16 protein-coding genes and 1 pseudogene are annotated in these 18,642 nt (G+C 37.9%); 12 read left to right on the top strand and 5 right to left on the bottom strand.

The annotated features are described in order from the left end of the window. The first annotated feature begins 146 nt into the window (after positions 1–146). The 3 genes and pseudogenes from H7U19_RS10390 to H7U19_RS10380 all read left to right on the top strand — a co-directional run bounded on the left by H7U19_RS10390 (position 147) and on the right by H7U19_RS10380 (position 3,110). Positions 147–2,306 carry a T9SS type A sorting domain-containing protein gene (locus H7U19_RS10390; RefSeq protein WP_186562057.1) on the top strand — a complete coding sequence of 720 codons (2,160 nt, stop codon included), beginning with the start codon at positions 147–149 and terminating at the stop codon, positions 2,304–2,306. 81 nt (positions 2,307–2,387) lie between these two features. Beyond that, positions 2,388–2,585: pseudogene (locus H7U19_RS17070) on the top strand (T9SS type A sorting domain-containing protein); the annotation flags it as partial. A gap of 114 nt (positions 2,586–2,699) precedes the next feature. After that, positions 2,700–3,110, top strand: coding sequence for a response regulator transcription factor (locus H7U19_RS10380; RefSeq protein WP_186562055.1), 411 nt, complete (start codon positions 2,700–2,702; stop codon positions 3,108–3,110). 361 nt (positions 3,111–3,471) lie between these two features. Here H7U19_RS10380 and H7U19_RS10375 read toward each other — a convergent pair whose 3' ends face one another. Further along, on the bottom strand, positions 3,472–5,511 hold the full coding sequence (locus H7U19_RS10375) for a dipeptidyl-peptidase 3 family protein (RefSeq protein WP_186562053.1): 2,040 nt from the start codon (positions 5,509–5,511) through the stop codon (positions 3,472–3,474). A gap of 187 nt (positions 5,512–5,698) precedes the next feature. Between H7U19_RS10375 and H7U19_RS10370 the strand changes: the two genes are divergently transcribed. The 4 genes from H7U19_RS10370 (at position 5,699) to H7U19_RS10355 (ending at position 9,103) form a co-directional block, all read left to right on the top strand. Beyond that, positions 5,699–6,721 (top strand): SRPBCC family protein, encoded by a 1,023-nt coding sequence (locus H7U19_RS10370; protein WP_186562051.1) that lies wholly within the window; start codon positions 5,699–5,701, stop codon positions 6,719–6,721. Then, a complete protein-coding gene (gene crcB, locus H7U19_RS10365; RefSeq protein ID WP_186562049.1) occupies positions 6,722–7,087 on the top strand; it encodes a fluoride efflux transporter CrcB in 366 nt (121 codons plus the stop codon). A 103-nt stretch (positions 7,088–7,190) separates the two neighbouring features. Next, entirely contained in the window at positions 7,191–7,706 is a 516-nt protein-coding gene (locus H7U19_RS10360; RefSeq protein ID WP_186562047.1) for a hypothetical protein, read from the top strand. An 11-nt stretch (positions 7,707–7,717) separates the two neighbouring features. Then, positions 7,718–9,103, top strand: a complete 1,386-nt coding sequence (locus H7U19_RS10355; protein WP_186562045.1) for an FAD-binding oxidoreductase — start codon at positions 7,718–7,720, stop codon at positions 9,101–9,103. 159 nt (positions 9,104–9,262) lie between these two features. Here the strand turns inward: H7U19_RS10355 and H7U19_RS10350 are convergent, their stop codons facing one another. Next, positions 9,263–10,105 (bottom strand): DUF1684 domain-containing protein, encoded by an 843-nt coding sequence (locus tag H7U19_RS10350; RefSeq protein ID WP_343069092.1) that lies wholly within the window; start codon positions 10,103–10,105, stop codon positions 9,263–9,265. Between the two features lie 366 nt (positions 10,106–10,471). Between H7U19_RS10350 and H7U19_RS10345 the strand changes: the two genes are divergently transcribed. The 4 genes from H7U19_RS10345 to H7U19_RS10330 are packed head-to-tail and all read left to right on the top strand — an operon-like array spanning position 10,472 to position 13,544. After that, positions 10,472–11,686, top strand: a complete 1,215-nt coding sequence (locus H7U19_RS10345) for an MDR family MFS transporter (protein ID WP_186562043.1) — start codon at positions 10,472–10,474, stop codon at positions 11,684–11,686. Next, positions 11,683–12,648: a YpdA family putative bacillithiol disulfide reductase gene (locus H7U19_RS10340; protein ID WP_186562041.1), complete on the top strand. Its 966-nt coding sequence runs from the start codon at positions 11,683–11,685 to the stop codon at positions 12,646–12,648. The genes H7U19_RS10345 and H7U19_RS10340 overlap by 4 nt, the downstream gene beginning before the upstream one ends. Positions 12,649–12,651: 3 nt before the next feature. After that, the gene (locus tag H7U19_RS10335) at positions 12,652–13,026 is read left to right on the top strand and encodes a VOC family protein (protein ID WP_186562039.1); all 375 of its coding nucleotides are present in this window, start codon (positions 12,652–12,654) and stop codon (positions 13,024–13,026) included. 14 nt (positions 13,027–13,040) lie between these two features. After that, a complete protein-coding gene (locus H7U19_RS10330) occupies positions 13,041–13,544 on the top strand; it encodes a hypothetical protein (RefSeq protein ID WP_186562037.1) in 504 nt (167 codons plus the stop codon). A 1-nt stretch (position 13,545) separates the two neighbouring features. On the opposite strand, the gene H7U19_RS10325 is transcribed toward H7U19_RS10330, so the two are convergent. After that, a complete protein-coding gene (locus tag H7U19_RS10325) occupies positions 13,546–13,989 on the bottom strand; it encodes an Lrp/AsnC family transcriptional regulator (RefSeq protein ID WP_186562035.1) in 444 nt (147 codons plus the stop codon). 123 nt (positions 13,990–14,112) lie between these two features. On the opposite strand from H7U19_RS10325, the gene H7U19_RS10320 reads away from it, so the two are divergent. Then, a complete protein-coding gene (locus H7U19_RS10320) occupies positions 14,113–14,508 on the top strand; it encodes a hypothetical protein (RefSeq protein WP_186562033.1) in 396 nt (131 codons plus the stop codon). 1 nt (position 14,509) lies between these two features. Here the strand turns inward: H7U19_RS10320 and H7U19_RS10315 are convergent, their stop codons facing one another. Both H7U19_RS10315 and H7U19_RS10310 read right to left on the bottom strand, forming a co-directional pair. Then, positions 14,510–14,941: a hypothetical protein gene (locus H7U19_RS10315; protein WP_186562031.1), complete on the bottom strand. Its 432-nt coding sequence runs from the start codon at positions 14,939–14,941 to the stop codon at positions 14,510–14,512. A gap of 76 nt (positions 14,942–15,017) precedes the next feature. Beyond that, positions 15,018–18,536 carry a methylmalonyl-CoA mutase family protein gene (locus H7U19_RS10310; RefSeq protein WP_186562029.1) on the bottom strand — a complete coding sequence of 1,173 codons (3,519 nt, stop codon included), beginning with the start codon at positions 18,534–18,536 and terminating at the stop codon, positions 15,018–15,020. Positions 18,537–18,642: the final 106 nt, after the last annotated feature.

The following is an 18,642-nucleotide window of genomic DNA, read 5'->3' as shown; positions in this document are numbered from 1 at the left end:
CAATTTTGCACATCGGCGTTTTACCATTCATCGACAAACTTTTCGACGAAAAACATAAAAATACCCAGAAATGGGTATTTTTTTTTGTCGCATATTTAACTAGGTTTGAGAAGCTATTAACAATAATTCTTAAAATCCCTCTGGTTATGAAGCGATTATTACTCCTCCCATCCCTTATCTTTTTTCTAAACTCTAGCCTAAATGCACAAGTGCCACAAATTGAGCGCGATGCCTTGGTTGCTTTTTACAATGCAACCTTTGGTGCTAATTGGACTAATAATACTAATTGGAACACCTCTAATCCTGTTTCAACCTGGTTTGGCATTACTGTGGAGAACAACCATGTAACACAAATCAATTTAAGCAACAACAATATTTGGCCTAATTTACCCCCAGAAATAGGAAATTTACAAGAGTTGGTCACTTTGAATATTCCTGACGAAGTTAGCTTCTTTAGTTCAACATCCACTATCCCTGACGAAATTGGGAACCTCAGCAAACTAGAGTACCTCGATTTGCGCAGTTGGGGGTTATCGGGTGAAATTCCAAAGGAATTAGGCAATCTGTCCAACCTTTTATGGCTCGATTTACGTTTTAATAGTTTTTCAGGAAGCATTCCACAAGAACTAACCAATCTTGCTAGCTTGAATGTCCTCGTTTTATCTGGAAACCAATTTAGTGGACCTATTCCAAATTTCACCACCCTACTCCTTTTGAACTATTTTTGGATTGATAATAACAATTTTCAATTTGGCGACTTAGAACCTAACTTTAGTACGTATACAGGAACCTCCGGTCTTGATTTTGTCTATTCCCCCCAAAACAATATAGGCGAACGCTATGATGAGGCCGTAGCGGTGGGAAGTTCCAGGACGTTTAACACGAATGTAAGTGGTTCTCAAAATACTTACGACTGGTATAGAATTAACGCAGACGGAAGTGACGGCGGTTATATTGGAAGCGGCATGAGTATTAACGTTACGGTCAATACGGTAGACGACTTCAAATGGTTTTACTATTACGATGCCACAAGCAGTCTAATCCCCGGACTAACTTTGAGAAGTGAATTTTTCAAGCTAGGAAACCTCCCGTCAAATCATCCCGACTATGATGCCCTATTAGCTGTTTACAATGCCCTTAGTGGTATTAATTGGGATACTACAAAGCCAATATATAGTTGGTCTCCCAACAATGACCTTACTTTTGATCCTGTTTCGGATCGAGTTACCGAATTAAGAATTACTGGCAATAACCCTATAACTGGAGTCATACCTCCAGAAATAGGCGATTTGACAGAATTGACATCACTAGATTTTTTTCTTGAAGACCTTTCTGGTGATATACCTATTGAACTCTGGAACTTAGCAAAGTTAAAAACTCTCTTTTTAGGTGCCCAGGAATCAAACCTTTTAAGATTACCAAATGGTATTCCACCTCAAATTGCTAATCTTCAAGATTTGGAGTGGTTAAACCTTACACAAATACCGCTTACCCAACCTCTTCAACCTGAATTGTTTAATCTGCCCAACCTTCAACGGCTTCGTATTGTGGGTTGTGGTCTTACAGGAACAATTCCAAAAGAACTTGCTTCAATAAGTGATGTTTTGGCCGCTGACAATGAATTTGAAGGGACTATTCCCCAAGAGTTTATAGATGCTACAGGAAATCAAACGCTAAGTATAACTGGGAACTATTTTGATTTTAATGACCTGGAACCAATGGTTCTAAACCACAGCTACCAAAACTTTTTTTACAACCCCCAGCGCACAAAAGATGTGGAGCAAGATTTGGAGTTTCTTCCAGGTAATGATATCACGTTTACTATTGATGACACACGCCACAACAAATTTAAAAACTCCAAAGGTGCTGGAGATGTATACCAATGGTTTAAGGATAACGTAGCGATTAATGGCGCAAACGCTAGCAGTTATACTATTACTAATGCGCAAGCATCAGATAGCGGGGTGTACTACTGCCAGATTACAAATACACTAGTTCCTGATTTGGTGATCAATAGGGCAAACATCACTTTACTTGTTGATGCCAGCTTATCTATAGATGAAAACGACAAAGTACGGTTTGCCGTTTACCCCAATCCGTCATTAAATTTTATTAATGTAAGATTAAATAATATTGACAAAGAAGCAGTGGTTACCATGTTTGACATCAATGGACGAAAAATACAAGAACATCCTTTAAAAACGGAAAATACCATTTTGGATATCAGCAGTTTAAATTCAGGTATATACCTCCTTCAATTGAAAACAACTGAAGGCATACTAACCAAACGTATTATCAAACAATAATCGGTTATTAATTTTTATTGTCTTGAAGGCATTATCCCAGGAAATAATGCCTTCTTTACTGAAAATTAACTCTATTCAAACCCGGTAACGGACTATCTGACGATTTCCTCTCCGGTGATCTTAGATGCACTGACCATTTACAACATTAATGGTAAGAAAATTAGAGAAATAAACAAACCTGAAAATAGAATAAACTTGAATGCTCTGAGCGCAGGTGTTTATTTCTTAAAATTTGAAACAAAAGATACCAGTGTATTGAAGCGAATTGTGAAGTTTTAATTAGTCATCTTTGGTCTAATAAATATTGACCAAAAACCTAAAAAATCCCCTGTATTGGGGATTTTTTCATACCCAGAAACAACTTACATTTATGTTATCATATTCATGTTCTAGATGACTGCATACAAAGAGATTATCCGCACCATAAACGATTTAAAAAAAAACGGTTATTCTCTTTCAAAAAAGGATATCATTATGATCTTAAAAGCTACAAAATCCATAACACCCCATAAAGACACTGTAAATTCACTCATTGTCTTTTTGAGCACTTTGGATTCAACCTATGATATTGACAACCTTACAAAGCGGGAAGAACAGGTTTTAAAACTAATAGGCAATGGTGCATCCTCATTGGATATTGCAAAGAAATTGGAGCTAAGCACTTCAACCGTGGAAACCCATCGTAAAAATATTCGGAAGAAACTAAAACTAGTCGGTAAGGGCAAGCTCATTCAATTCGCCATCCTTTATAATTTGAAGCATCCCAGTGAAAAAAAAGCCAAAAAACAAACTGGGAAAAAATAAATAGTAACTGTTTTATAAAAAAGTAAACTATTTCACGCAACCATTTTAAAAGTGGTGCATCTAATAAATAACTAAACTACACCAATATGAAAATTCTATTGATAATCAGTGTTCTAATTATCATAAACATTTTATTGTTAGTTTTTAGTGTAAACAACAAAACGGAGCCATGAATAACTAGTTTGATGACATATTGATGTTTTTGCGATGTATTTTAAAATACAATTAAGACATCATGGAACTCATCCTAATTATTTCGCTCTTAATTCTAATTAACCTACTTCTGTTATATTTTAGTGTCAATAAAAAGACAGAACCTTAGTTTTAAGATTCTGCCTTAAAAATTTGTTATGTGATTTTCCTAATTTTCTTCGGGAAGATTGCCGTAACGCTTTGCATAATCCAACATTTGCCCGGCAAAGGTTTTGGGTTGGGTTACTTTTATACTTGTAATCTCACCTGCATCATTTTTATCGGCAACCAATACTGGGTTAACAAAACCGTTGTATGGTGCAGACTTAAACTGTTTGTTGCGCTCCAATACTTCTGCATGAATGTCTTGGTCAACTTTAACCCCATAGGTTTCCACTAAAGTCTCCACCGCATTATAATCACCTTCAGATTTGATGCGCTGGGTTTCTCGTAACAACTGTCCAAAAAGTTCTCTAAGTTTAGCGTAATCCTTAATATCAAAATAGGTTTTACCATCTCTGGTTACCTTTTCTATCACATTATCCTTTTGACCTTTTTCGAATACCCAGGCCGAAATCCATTGTCGGTTTCTCATGTGAGCTTCTTCTACATCGTCACCTAAATTTAAACGAATCAATTGTGTCATCAAACCATTCCGGATATAGGAATCATAAGAAGCACGTCCTAAGGCTTCCCAATCGTCGGTCAATCCAAGTTCTTGTAGTTTCGGGTGGTACATATAATACTGTGCTACCAAATCGGCTCTTCCCTCTTCTAAAGTTGATGCGTAATTTTTCAGGGTTTCCTTAGTTTCGCCAACACCTGGATTTAATTGTCCTGAAGCATGGCCAATCACTTCGTGCAATGCCGTATCCAATTTATCGGCCAATTCGCCATACTTTTCATGATTCTTCAATTCTTCTTCATCATGAACAAATTCCTTCAATCTTCCTGTGCTTCCAGCATTGTTGTATGCATGTATGATATTTCCAAGGGATACCGATTTACTACCTACTGCTTTACGAATCCAATTTGCATTTGGTAAATTAACACCTATTGGGGTACTTGGGGACGAATCACCTGCTTCACCGGCCACGGTCACCACCTTATAAGTAACACCTACCACATTTTTCTTTTTATGTTCGTCCATTAATGGAGAATTATCCTCAAACCACTGGGCATTATCGGATAGTACTTTCATTTTTTGAGACATGTCAAAATCCTTGATTTGCACAATATTCTCATAAGAGCCTCGATACCCTAATGGGTCGTTATACACTTCAATAAAACTGTTGATATAATCAATATTTCCTTCGGTTGCCTTGGTCCACGCTACATTATAATCGTCCCAAGTTTGTAAATCACCAGTTTTATAGTACTCAATCAATAAGCCTAGCGCATTACCCTGCTCATCATTTTCGGCAACGCCTTTTGCCAACTCCAACCACTTCACAATTTTATCAATAGCCTGCCCGTACAAACCACCTGATTTATAAACACGCTCTTTTAAAACACCATTTTCCTTAACCAATTGGGAATTTAAACCAAAAGCCAACGGCTTCTCAGGGTTAGGAGATTTCTTTTGTTTGTAAAAACTGGCTACATCAGAGTTGGTCACGTTTGGGCCATAAAAGTTAACGGCTGACAACGCCACATTATCCACACCTTTGGCCTGATTCACTTTTTTAGAATCCTTATCATTGAAAATAACATCAAAAGGTTCACCTTCTAGGGTAGTATTCGTTTCAGTCAGCAAAGTTTTTAGATAATCTGAAGAAAATCCAGGTTTCAATTTATCATTGGAATAATGGTGGTGAATCCCGTTGCTAAACCAAACCCGCTTTAAATACACCTCGAAAGCTTTCCAATCTCCGGAAGTCTTATCTCCGTCGTAGTTTGTATATACATTTTCTAGTGCATTTCTAATCTTCAAATTGTGGCGATAATTTTGGTCCCAAATGATATCACGCCCCTCCAAACCAGCCTGTACCAGATAATACACCAGTTTTTGTTCGTTCAACGAAAGTTGGTCCCAACCCGGGATTTGATACCTTAAAATTTTGAGGTCAGCAAATTGCTCGACATTGTAATCAAACGTTTCGGATGTTTTCGTAGCCATGTCATCCGTCTTCGTTTTTGAGGGTTCATTGCCACATGACATCAGTATAACGCCAAGCAATAGCATGCCCAGTAGTGATTTTAGTTTCATCTGTGTATAGTTTTCTTTTTAATTATAACCTAAAACCGAATTCTGACATCTAAAAACTATTAATTTTTAAGAATAAGTAACATTTAGCTATCAAAAATTTGATTTTAGACCAACAAATGTAATAATTTATTAAGCGAAATTGAAAAATCATTATATTTGATTCATCTAATTTTCAAAATCAAAAAACATGAAAGTCTTAAAGTATATTCTATTCCTATTACTGATCGTTGTGATCGGTTTGGCTATTTATATTGCAGTGCAACCGAATGAATTTGATTTTTCAAGAAGCAGAGTGATTAAAGCGCCTAAATCTTTGGTTTTTAACAAGGTAAATGATTTTAAAAACTGGCCGAGTTTTTCGCCTTGGATTGAGCAAGAACCTTCCGCAACCTTGACGTATGGCGATAAAACTTCTGGAGTTGATGGTAATTATGGCTGGAATGGCGAGATACTTGGTGAAGGCAGTATGACGACAAAAGGGGTTAGAGAAGGCGAAGCTATCGAGCAGCACATACAGTTTATAAAACCTTTTGAATCCGAATCTGATATCAACTGGACCTTCGAGGATACCGATGAAGGCACAAAAGTAACTTGGAACATGAAGGGCGAGCAGGATTTTATGACGAAAATGTTTACTACGTTTGCGGGGTCTATTGAGGATATGACGGGTCCCGATTTTGAAAGAGGTTTGTTTAAACTGGATAGCGTGGTGGTTGCCGATATGAAAAAATATACTGTAAATGTGGATGGTGTGGCACAACACGGAGGCGGATATTATCTCTATAATACAACTTCTTGCAAGATTAGTGAATTGTCCAACAAAATGCAGGAAATGATGCCAAAAGTAGGCCAGTACGCGATGGAAAACAACATCAAAATGGCGGGTGCTCCGTTTACATATTATCACAAATGGGATGAAAAAAACAATTCAACTATGTTTTCCTGTTGCGTGCCTACTACGGAAAAAGTAATAACCTCAGAAGCCGATATTTTAACCGGACAATTAAAACCTTTTAAAGCTGTTAAGACTACCCTCAAAGGCAATTACGATAACTTAAAGGAAGCTTGGGAAACCGGAATGAAATATGTTCAGGATAATGGGATGGAATTTACTGCTGATGGCCCAATGCTAGAAGTGTATCTTACGGACCCTATGTCCCAGCCCAACCCAGCGGAGTGGGTCACTGAAATTTATATGGCCGTAAAATAAATGAAGCAGTTTTTACTGGTGTTTTTAGGCGGTGGTGTTGGCAGTGTATTGCGCTATATCATTGGTAAATATTTAAACAGTGCCGAAAGTGGCATTCCGTACGGGACATTTTTAGCCAATATTTTAGGGAGTTTATTGATTGGAGTTATCCTAGGCTTAGCCTCTAAAAATGATACGCTGACCCAAAGCCAAACCCTATTATTGACCACAGGCTTTTGCGGTGGCTTTACTACCTTTTCTACCTTTGCTTATGAAAACCATGTGTTTTTAAAAGCCGGCGATTTTACCAGTTTTGCGTTGTACACTATAGCTAGTTTTGTAATTGGGTTTTTGGCGGTTTTTGCGGGGATGTTTTTGGTGAGGTAATCCTTGACTTTGCCAGAAAAACATCTAACTTCGTTTAATGTCGGATATAAGCCATTAAAGAACGACGCATATCCGTGGTTACATTGACAATAATTTAGGAAAAATGAATACAGTCGAAATCATAATTAATTTAGTTAGTGCTATTGCCGTTGTACTTTCTGTAGTGTTTCTTGCCTTTCAAATTAAAAAAAACACAGATGCAGTCAAGGCAAATTTTTATGACTCTTTAAATAACTCTAATATTGAATTTCTTAAGCAACTTGTAGAACATGAGCGTTTAGGTAAACTTTTAGAACTTGGAGCAGAATCTTGGAATTCAATGAATAATGACGATAAGCGAACAGCAAATTTTTTATTTATTCAATTATATAGACATTGGGAAAATATGTTCTATCAAAATAAAATGAAAGTTTTTGAGGGTTGGCTTTGGGAAAGTCATAAAAACACAATGATTTCATACTTTCATAAACAAGGGATTAAAGAATGGTGGAGTTTTAGAAAACAATCATTCTCAAAAGAATTTGGTTTATTTCTTGAAAACTCAAAAAAGCCAAATGAAATATATCAAACCGTTGAAGAACTATCTTCAACCGACCAAAATTCTAACTTGGAAAACTAAATGTAAAAATCATGATAAGTTCAACAACAATTCAAGAATTTTCGCAAACCTTAAGTCAAGACCTTGTTCTTCCTTCCAACCCTCAATATGATACTGTTCGTTCTGTTTGGAATGGCATGATAAACAAAAAACCGGCTATGATAGCAATGTGTAATAATGCAAATGATATTATTAATTGTATAAAATTCGCTCATCATCAAAAGATTGAAATTACTGTTAAAGGCGGAGGACATAGTGTTGCTGGAAAATCAGTATGCGATAATGGACTAATGATTAATCTTTCACAAATGAACTCTGTTGAAGTCAATCCAAAAGATAAAACAGTCACTATTCAATCAGGCGCGACTATTGGCGATTTAGACAAAGAAACTCAAAAATTTGGTCTTGCTACACCAGTTGGCATTGTTTCAAAAACTGGAATTGCAGGTTTAACACTCGGTGGAGGATATGGTTATTTGGGTCGTACGTATGGACTAACTTCAGATAATTTAATTTCAGTTGAACTTGTTACTGTCAATGGAGAATTAATTAAGGCAAGTGATTCTGAAAATTCAGATTTGTTTTGGGCATTACGAGGAGGAGGAGGAAATTTTGGTATTATAACATCGTTTAAATTTAAATGTTATGAAGTTGGTCCTGAAATTATGGTGGCAAAAATATTTTATCCTATTGAAGATGCAAAAGATGTATTGAGATTTTACACCTCATTTTCAAAAAATGCACCTGATGAATTGGCGACTTCGGCAATGGTTGTTAGAATACCACCAATAGAACCTTTTCCTGAAGAAATTCAAGGAAAATTATCTGTTTTTATATTGGCTGTTTATTCAAAAGATATTGAATCTGGTAAAAAAGCTATGGAAGGGTTGGAAAACTATGGTAACCCAATGCTTCGAGTAATTGCACCTACACCTTTTTTAGAAGTTCAAACGACCTTTGATGATGGTATGCCAACTGGAATGCGATATTATTGGAAATCTCATTTTTTTGAAACACTCTCAGATGATGCTATAGATGTTTTTGTAAATCACACAAAAAATGTACCAGGAGTTTTTACTATAGCTGGTTTTGACCCATTTGGAGGTGCTATAAATAGAATTAAAAAAAATGAAACCGCATTCCCACAACGCTCTGCATCTTATATTTTAGGAATTTGGGGAGGTTGGATTGAAAAAGATAATGATAAAAACAATATCAATTGGATACGTGAACTTTATGAAAAAATGAAACCTTTTGCATCTGGGGACACTTATAGCAATTTTTTGGATATAGACGATGACAATAAAGTTAAGACATCATTTGGTTCAAATTATGAACGCCTACAAAAAGTAAAAAGAAAATACGACCCAAATAATTTTTTTAGTAATAATCAAAATATTAAACCCAAATCCATTTAAGAAAAGTAAAACTATTGCCTACAAAGTGTATAGTTAATGGCTCAGTTGGTTAAGCAAAAGAAAAATTCCTGCCTTTAAGAAAAAACAATACAGCGGAAAAAAACGCACGTTCTTTTACGAAACTAACCATACACGAAGACGTTAAACGAAATCATTAAATCAATGCTTCCCAAAAAACTTCACCCCCGCCTCTACCCGAGTCTTTAAATAATTCATGCGAGGTACAATGGGGCAAGAATATTTATCATTGTAAGCACAATACGGGTTATAGGCCGAATTAAAATCAATTACCATCATATCACTTTCCGGAATTCTCACATCAATATAGCGCCCACCTCCATAACTTTCCAAGCCGTTGGTTTCGTCCAAAAATGGCAAAAACAGGTAGTTTTCATAGCCTTCTGTTTTAATCAACCCTTGGTTTTGATAGATATTTAGAGTAAAGGTTTCACCTTTTAAATCGAAAGTGAGTTCGCCATATTTTACGTACTCGGGCAGCCTGTCCGTGGTGGTTTTCATTTTAAACGGTTTCTCATTTGGGGTTCGTTTAAAATTGGCGGTTACCACATAAGTGGAATCGAACTTGAAGAAGTCCAATCCATCAAAGTTTTTAAGGTCTTTCTTTTTTAAAGGGGAGGTTGAGGCATCTTTATAAGAGGCATTCAATTCGCGCTGAAATTCGGTTTCACCTTTTATGGGGCGTTTCTTTTGGGCACAGCTTGTGGATGACAACACCACCACAAGTAGTACTGAAATGAGGTGTTTGAACTTGGTTGGCTGGTAGGCCCGCGTTAGGGATTGCAGTGGCATCCTTTTTAAAACTTTGGCAAATTTACCGTCATTACGAGGAGGAACGACGAAGTAATCTGCTTTGGTTAAGGAGATTGCTTCACTATGTTCGCAATGACGTTGGGGGCGTGCTGTTTTAAAAAGATATAACGGAAAGCCCGACCACGCCTTAGCGTGGTAACGCCCAAAATATTTAAAGCTTGATAGTAGCATAGTAAAAAATTATCAGGGTAAAAATACAACTTCAGCAAAATTTCCCTAGCTTTGAGCTATTCAAAATAGAAAACATGCGTCATTACGTCACAATTTGTAAAAAACAATGGACCGCTTCTTTAATGGAAGGGAGTTGGACTTGTGATGTATTGTGATGTTGTAGCAAAAACGTTTACAGATATATTAAAGTCCGACTTCGCCGTCGGACTTTTTTTTGCGCCACAGTTTCCCCTATAAAAAGAGGGGATTAAGGGTGTGTAATTAACAAAAACAAAATATGACATAAAAAATTAACCAACAAAGTTCCTGCCTGCACTTCGACTGCGCTCAGTGTGACACGTAGGAATGACGTAACTATTAGAACCCATGGGAAAACTTTTTAACAATTACCTAAACACATTTAACGGCCTTTCGCGGGAAGTTTGGTGGCTGGCCTTAATCACATTGATTAATCGGGCCGGAACCATGGTTATTCCCTTTTTGTCTTTGTATTTAACCGAAGACTTGGATTTTACGCTAAGTAATGTGGGAACGGTTATGGCCTGTTTTGGGTTGGGTTCGGTTGTCGGTTCATGGTTGGGCGGTAAGCTAACGGATGTTATCGGTTACTACAAAGTGATGGTGAGAAGTTTGATTAGTACGGGTATCTTATTTATCGCTTTGCAGTTTCTGCATACGTTTTATGCGCTGTGCCTTGGGATTTTTTTGGTGATGGTAGTTGCCGATATGTTCCGCCCGGCAATGTTCGTGGCCATGAGTGCCTATAGCAAACCGGAGAATAAAACACGAAGTGTTACGCTCATCCGATTGGCCATTAATTTAGGGTTCTCTGCAGGGCCTGCCGTAGGTGGTCTCATTATTGCCTCCATTGGCTACGGTGGACTGTTTTGGGTGGATGGTATTACTTGTATTTTGGCTACCATTTTGCTTGTGATGGTTTTAAATCCGCGAAAATCAAAAGTTCAGGATGCCATTAAAGTTGAGCATCCCCAATCGGCATATGCAGATAAATCCTTTATGATATTTCTGGTTTCCATGTTTTTGTTCGGCTTTATCTTTTTGCAGTATTTCTCAACAATGCCTTTGTATTACAGGGACAGGCATGTATTGAGCGAGATTGAAATAGGACTGCTTATGGGGATGAACGGATTTGTAATTTTCCTTTTAGAAATGCCTCTCATCAGTTGGCTAGAAAAAACTGGATGGTCGAAAATCACATTGATTTTAATGGGAACTTTTTTAACTGCATTAAGCTTTTTGGTACTTAATTTTACGCATTGGACTGGTATTTTGATTATCGGAATGGCGCTAATGACCATAGGAGAAATGATAGCTTTTCCATTTTCAAATGCTTTTGCTTATGAGCGGGCAAGTAAAGGTAATCAAGGCGAATATATGGCATTGTACACCATTTCATTTTCGCTATCCCACATTTTTAGTCATAAAATAGGAATGGAAATGGTGGCGGACCTGGACTATGACAATACTTGGTACATCATTACCGCAATAGGTGCTATTTGTGTATTTTTATTGTTCTTTTTGAAGAACCACTTAAGAAGTGAAAAGAAATTGTTGAAATGAAAGATGTCATAATTATTGGCGGAGGGCCCATTGGGATTGCTTGCGCGCTTGAATGTAAAAAAAGAAACTGGGAGTATCTGATAATTGAAAAGGGAGCGTTGACCAACTCTCTTTTCAACTATCCGAAGAACATGACCTTCTTTTCCACTTCTGAAAAGCTGGAAATTGATGGCATCCCATTTATTAGCAAAAATCCGAAACCCAATCGTGATGAAGCTTTGGAATATTATCGACGGGTTGCCACTTCAAATAGCATCAACATCAATTTATATGAAACGGTTTTATCCCTTGAAAAGAAAGCGGATTATATTGTCGTAACTACCGATAAATCTTCATATAAAGGGAAGAAGCTCATTTTGGCTACTGGCTTTTATGATATCCCGAATTTATTGAACGTTCCTGGTGAAGATTTACCAAAGGTCACCCATTATTATAAAGAGGCCCATCCTTATGCCATGCAGAATATCGTTGTTGTCGGAGCAAGCAATTCCTCCGTTGATGCCGCTTTGGAAATTTGGCGCAAAGGCGGGAATGTTACTATGATTATTCGGGGTGAAGCAATTGGCGAACGCGTTAAATATTGGGTACGCCCGGATATCATCAACCGCATTGAAGAAGGCAGTATTAAGGCATTTTTTAATGCTCAAATCACAGAAATAAAGGAGGACGAGCTCACATTTAGAATGCCCGAAGGTTTAAAGGCCATCCCCAACGATTATGTTGTGGCACTGACGGGATACAAACCGAATTTTGAACTGCTAAACCAAATAGGAATCACTTTGTCTTCTGATGAAAAGAAGCTTCCAGAATACAACAAAGAGACTATGGAAAGTAATATTGAGGGCGTGTATTTGGCTGGTGTGATTTGCGGTGGCATGGAAACCCATAAATGGTTTATTGAAAATAGCCGAATCCATGCTAAACAAATTACTGAGCACATTGAATCAACATTTGTTAGTTGAGTTATGAATCTAAATCAAATTTCCGTTCCGTCTTTAAATGTTGAAAAAGCCATTCGTTTTTATAAAACCTTAGGCTTAAAATTAATTGTTGAAGCCCTACCAAAGTACGCTCGTTTTGAATGCCCCAATGGCAGTGCAACGTTTTCTATTCATTTGGTAGAGGAACTGCCAAAAGGAACTGGTGTTTCTATCTACTTTGAAGATGAGGATTTAGATGAATTGGTGGCTCAACTTCAGGAAAAAGGCATTGCTTTTGAAAGTCTGCCCGAAGATCAACTTTGGCTTTGGCGGGAAGCCAGTTTGAATGACCCTGATGGGAACCACATTATATTATATTTCGCCGGTGATAACAGAAGGAATCCACCTTGGCGTATTTAAGACATAGTCATGTTATGATGGATAAATTGGAAAAACTACCGATATTTAATAAAGCTAGGGCCATGCAAAAATTGGTTGAACATATCATTGAAAGTGTTGAAAATACGGATATTGATTTTGAGCACAATATCGAGGCCGAAATGCTAAAAAACAATTTGAGCTATATGAGGGAAAACTCCCTAATCATCCCGGCTAAAATTGCTGGTGCGGCCGATGATGATATGCTTTATGATATCAGAATGGAAAATGCGGCCATTATTCGAAAGGCCGCACGTGAATTGATTACCGACGCGCGCGGCATAGAAATGCACGGTTTTAAGGACATTGAATATTTGGATTTGTTGCGACAGGAAGTGGACGAGTTTCGAGTACTATTTGCAGAATGGGTAAAAACTTTTGATTGCTGGAATTATATAATTGACCGCTGGGGATTGTTCAACCCGCCTGGAGTAAACTATGATGATAAGGACCCCGATGATGATATTCCGTTCAACCAGGACGACTTCGAAGGCTTATAAACTATTTTGTAGCCTTTATTGAGTTTTGCTTTACCACACGAGACAGCACAATCTGCGTTTTAGATTCACCATAAATAATGAGGTTATCAATAAAAGCCTCCAAATGCTTTTGATTTTTAAGCACCACTTCCATAACAATATTCTCATCACCAGTTATGCGGTAGCAATTTACTACTTCATCAAAGGTTTTTACCTTTTCTAAAAAAGGTTTTAGTTTCCCCATAAAGGCGCGCAAGGTGATTATGGCCTTGAGTTGATAACCAATTTCAAAGGGGGAAACCAACGCTTTATAGCCCTCTATAATTCCCAAGTCCTCCATTTTTTTGATACGCTCTGATACGGCTGGCGAACTAATGCCCACTTGTCTTCCAATTTCGGCATTGGACTGCCTTGCATTGTCCTGCAAACATTTTAAAATTTTAGAATTAAGTTCGTCGATGTGCATCTTAATATTATTTACTACCAAAAACATAAAAGCTAAAGCAAAAATAAGGAATTACTTTAAATATTAAAGTTGAATCTCATTTCTTGTGGTTAATTTTGGGTAATTGCTAAGAAATTTTGTGTCATGAGCCATAAAACCCCAGTAAATCTATCGGAATTACCGATTTATCAAAAAGCTATCGAGATTTTTACCCTGTCTCAAAGCATCTCTTCGTACTTAAATGAGGACCTATCTTCCTTAAAAGAAGATGGTTCAGAAGACACACATATTTATTTTACTGGAGACATCGTGCAACAGTCTGTATCATTGGCACCTGAAATCGAAAGTGCTGAGCGTGAACGCTATTCAGAACGCAAGCATAGACATGTTGCTTCTTTAAGGCGACTGACCAATACACTTTACAAAAATTCTTATCGACTAGAAAAAAGCAACAGCAACGGTAAAGACTTTTTACCCGTTTTAAGACGAGAATTAAAGAAATTCAAAAAGTTACAGCACAACTGGATGTTGACGCTTTAAGCTAGTCAACTTTCTCGAATTTTTGACCGCAAGGTTCAATACATAAATACCATAAAATCAAATTACCATCCAAAGGCAAGTTAAAAAACACCTTGGCCGAACGTGAACTGCATGTGTTTGGAATAATTTCTCCTTCATATGTTGTATCTGCGGTATTATCACCGGTGATTTCATAAGTCCCCATTTCAGCATCTCCCACCTCACTTGACATAAAACAAAGGACACCGTTAATTTCAACGGTACCATCACTAAAAAACTGTATCATTCTTTCACTTTCAATAGATTGAAACGTACCGCTCCCATCACCAGGATCGACCAATTGCTCTATCAATTTCCATTTTCCAATGAGTTCATTATCTGAATTTGGCCGGCCACCATCTGAGGTGCAGGCCATAGATAACGCGATCAGGAATAAATGCAGAATACTTTTCATTTTTAACCTATTTTGTTTCTTAAAGATGACTTAGCTACGAAAAGGTTGCGTTCAAAATACCAGAATAACCAAGAATTTACATATTCCTCCGATACTGCCCTCCAACCTCGAATAATGCTTTAGTGATTTGGCCAAGAGAGCACACTTTGCAAACCTCCATCAGTGTTTCAAAAATATTTTCATTTTGAACAGCTTTATTTTGAAGGTTTTTGAGCAGTTCCTCAGTATTATTTGCTTTACGAAGATGTTCCAAAGTTTGGATTTGAAGCTGCTTTTCATCCTCGGTGGCCCGAATCACTTCCGCAGGCAAAACTGTTGGTGATCCCTTACTGCTTAAAAAGGTATTGACCCCAACAATTGGAAACTTACCACTGTGTTTCAACGTTTCATAATACAGACTTTCCTCTTGGATTTTTGAACGCTGATACATCGTTTCCATTGCACCTAAAACACCTCCGCGTTCAGTAATTCTATCGAATTCTACCAACACTGCTTCCTCCACTAAATCCGTCAATTCTTCAATGATAAAAGCCCCTTGGATGGGATTCTCATTTTTAGCTAGCCCCAATTCCTTATTAATAATCAATTGAATAGCCATGGCACGGCGAACGGATTCCTCGGTCGGAGTAGTGATCGCCTCATCATAGGCATTGGTGTGAAGGGAATTGCAATTATCATAAATCGCGTACAGCGCCTGAAGCGTAGTTCGGATGTCATTAAAATCAATTTCTTGGGCATGCAAACTCCTTCCCGAGGTTTGAATATGGTACTTCAACATCTGAGCCCTCGGGTTTGATGCATATTTGTCTTTCATTGCCTTTGCCCAAATCCTTCGGGCCACTCTACCAATTACGGCATATTCTGGGTCAATACCATTCGAGAAAAAGAAGGATAGGTTTGGCCCAAATTGATTGATGTCCATCCCCCTACTCAAATAATATTCTACGTAAGTGAAACCATTGGACAAGGTCAACGCCAATTGGGTTATAGGGTTTGCTCCGGCCTCAGCAATATGATACCCTGAAATAGATACCGAGTAAAAATTTCGAATATTGTGGTCAATAAAATACTCCTGAACATCACCCATTAATTTAAGTGCAAATTCCGTAGAAAAAATACAAGTATTTTGAGCTTGGTCTTCTTTTAGAATATCAGCCTGGACCGTCCCCCTTACTTGCGAAACGGTTTTCTTTTTTATGTCCTCATAAACACCATTAGGTAAAACCTGGTCTCCAGTTACACCCAATAACATCAAGCCTAAGCCATCATTACCTTCAGGCAATTCACCATTGTATTTTGGACGTTCCTTGCCTTTGTAAATACTTTCAATTTTAGAAGTAACCTCCTCTTCAAGGCCTTTTTCCTTTATGTAAATTTCACATTGCTGGTCGATAGCCGCATTCATAAAAAACCCGAGTAACATGGGTGCGGGCCCATTGATGGTCATGCTTACAGAAGTCATCGGATCTGCCAAATTAAAACCTGAGTACAGTTTTTTGGCATCATCCAAACAACAAATAGATACCCCTGCGTTACCAATTTTTCCATAAATATCTGGGCGATTGTCTGGGTCGTGGCCGTATAATGTTACGCTATCAAAAGCAGTGGACAAACGTTTGGCCGGCATACTAGCACTTACATAGTGAAAACGCTTATTGGTTCGCTCTGGCCCACCTTCTCCAGCAAACATTCGAGCAGGATCCTCCCCCGTTCTTTTAAATGGATATAATCCAGAAGTATAAGGGAACTCCCCTGGTACATTTTCCTGTAAACTCCATCTTAAAATATCACCCCAAGCTTGGTATTTTGGCAGAGCTACCTTAGGAATTTTTGTATGAGACAAAGATTCCGTATGCGTTTCAATTTTAATTTCTTTATCTCGAACCTTAAAGGTGTACTCAAGGTTTTTATAACGATTGACTTTATCTTCCCACCCCAAAATCATGTCCCAATTGTGAGGGCTTAAATTCATTTTTGCCCTGTCGAATTCTTTTAACAACAGATTTATTAGTCGTTTCTGAGATTCCTCGTCAGTCGTACCTCCTTCTGTCGGAATGACATGCCCTTTGTCATTCAGAGCAAAGCGAAGAATCTCATTTTCATTTAGTCCATTTTTGACTAGAAAAGATCGCTTCGCTTCATTATCTTTAATATTAAGGACGGATTCAATAGTTTTAAAAATTCCATAAAGCCTTTGGGCGATTTCAACCTGCTCTGCAACGTTGTTATCATAGGCCCTGTTACTTTCAGCGATTTCGGACAGATAGCGTGTTCTGGAAGGAGGTATCACGAAAATTTTCTCGCTCATTTCATTGGAAACCTCAAACGAGGATTTTAAATACGCACTTGCCTTTTCAACTAAAGTATCCATCACTGCCCTGTAAAGCGCATTCATCCCTGGGTCATTAAATTGCGATGCGATGGTACCAAAAACCGGCAAATCCTCCTGCGGTGTATCCCACAGGTTATTGTTTCGCATATACTGCTTTTTCACATCTCGCAATGCATCTTTTGCTCCACGTTTATCAAACTTGTTGATAGCTACTAAATCGGCAAAATCCAACATGTCAATTTTTTCCAATTGGGTAGCCGCACCAAATTCTGGTGTCATTACGTAAAGCGATACATCGGAATGCTCAATAATTTCCGTATCACTTTGCCCAATGCCTGATGTTTCCAAAATAATCAAATCAAAATCCGCGTGTTTTAACACTTCTATGGCCTCCCCAACATGTTTCGACAAAGCCAAATTGGATTGGCGCGTGGCCAAACTGCGCATGTACACCCTTTCATTATTGATAGCATTCATTCGAATTCTATCGCCCAACAAAGCTCCACCTGTCTTACGTTTTGAAGGATCAACGGAAATTATACCTAAGGTTTTTTCTGGAAAATCAATCAGAAAACGTCTCACTAGTTCATCCACCAAACTGGATTTTCCGGCGCCACCAGTTCCTGTAATGCCCAAAACCGAAGCCCCTCCTTCCCGATAGCTATCAGGACTCCGCTTAGGGGAGGAATTCTTACTCAAACGGTTAAAAATATCCTTATACTCTTTGTTGTCATTTTCCGCAAGTGAAATTAACCTAGCAATGGTTTTGGAATCCTTTTGACCTAGAGATTCTAGAATATCATTTTTACTATCAATTTCAGGAAGGGGAACATCTGACTTTTCAACTAAGTCATTAATCATTCCCTGAAGCCCCATAGCTCTTCCATCATCAGGGGAATAAATCCTGGCGATTCCATAATCCATTAAATCCTTTATTTCGGATGGTAGAATCACACCACCGCCTCCACCGAAGATTTTGATATGGCCCGCACCTCGTTCATTCAGAAGGTCAAACATATATTTAAAATACTCATTGTGTCCGCCTTGATACGAAGTCATGCAAATGGCGTTTACATCTTCTTGAATGGCGGTATTTACAACTTCCTCAACACTTCTGTCATGGCCCAAATGAATCACCTCCACCCCGGTGGCCTGAATAATCCTGCGCATAATATTAATAGACGCATCGTGCCCATCAAAAAGCGATGCGGCGGTTACCACGCGAATAGGATGCTTTGGGCTATATGAGGATTGTTGAGTCATTCTGAAAATATATTGAAATTATGGCTTGCAATTTACGAATAATTCAAAAAAATATTGAGTTTACATAATATTATCTAAAAGATTTAAGGGTACACTTCCTAAAGAT

This window comes from Hyunsoonleella aquatilis, from assembly GCF_014270105.1.
Lineage (GTDB): Bacteria > Bacteroidota > Bacteroidia > Flavobacteriales > Flavobacteriaceae > Jejuia > Jejuia aquatilis.
Note: the sequence above shows the minus strand (reverse complement) of the source record. Positions and strands in the feature narration are given on the sequence as shown.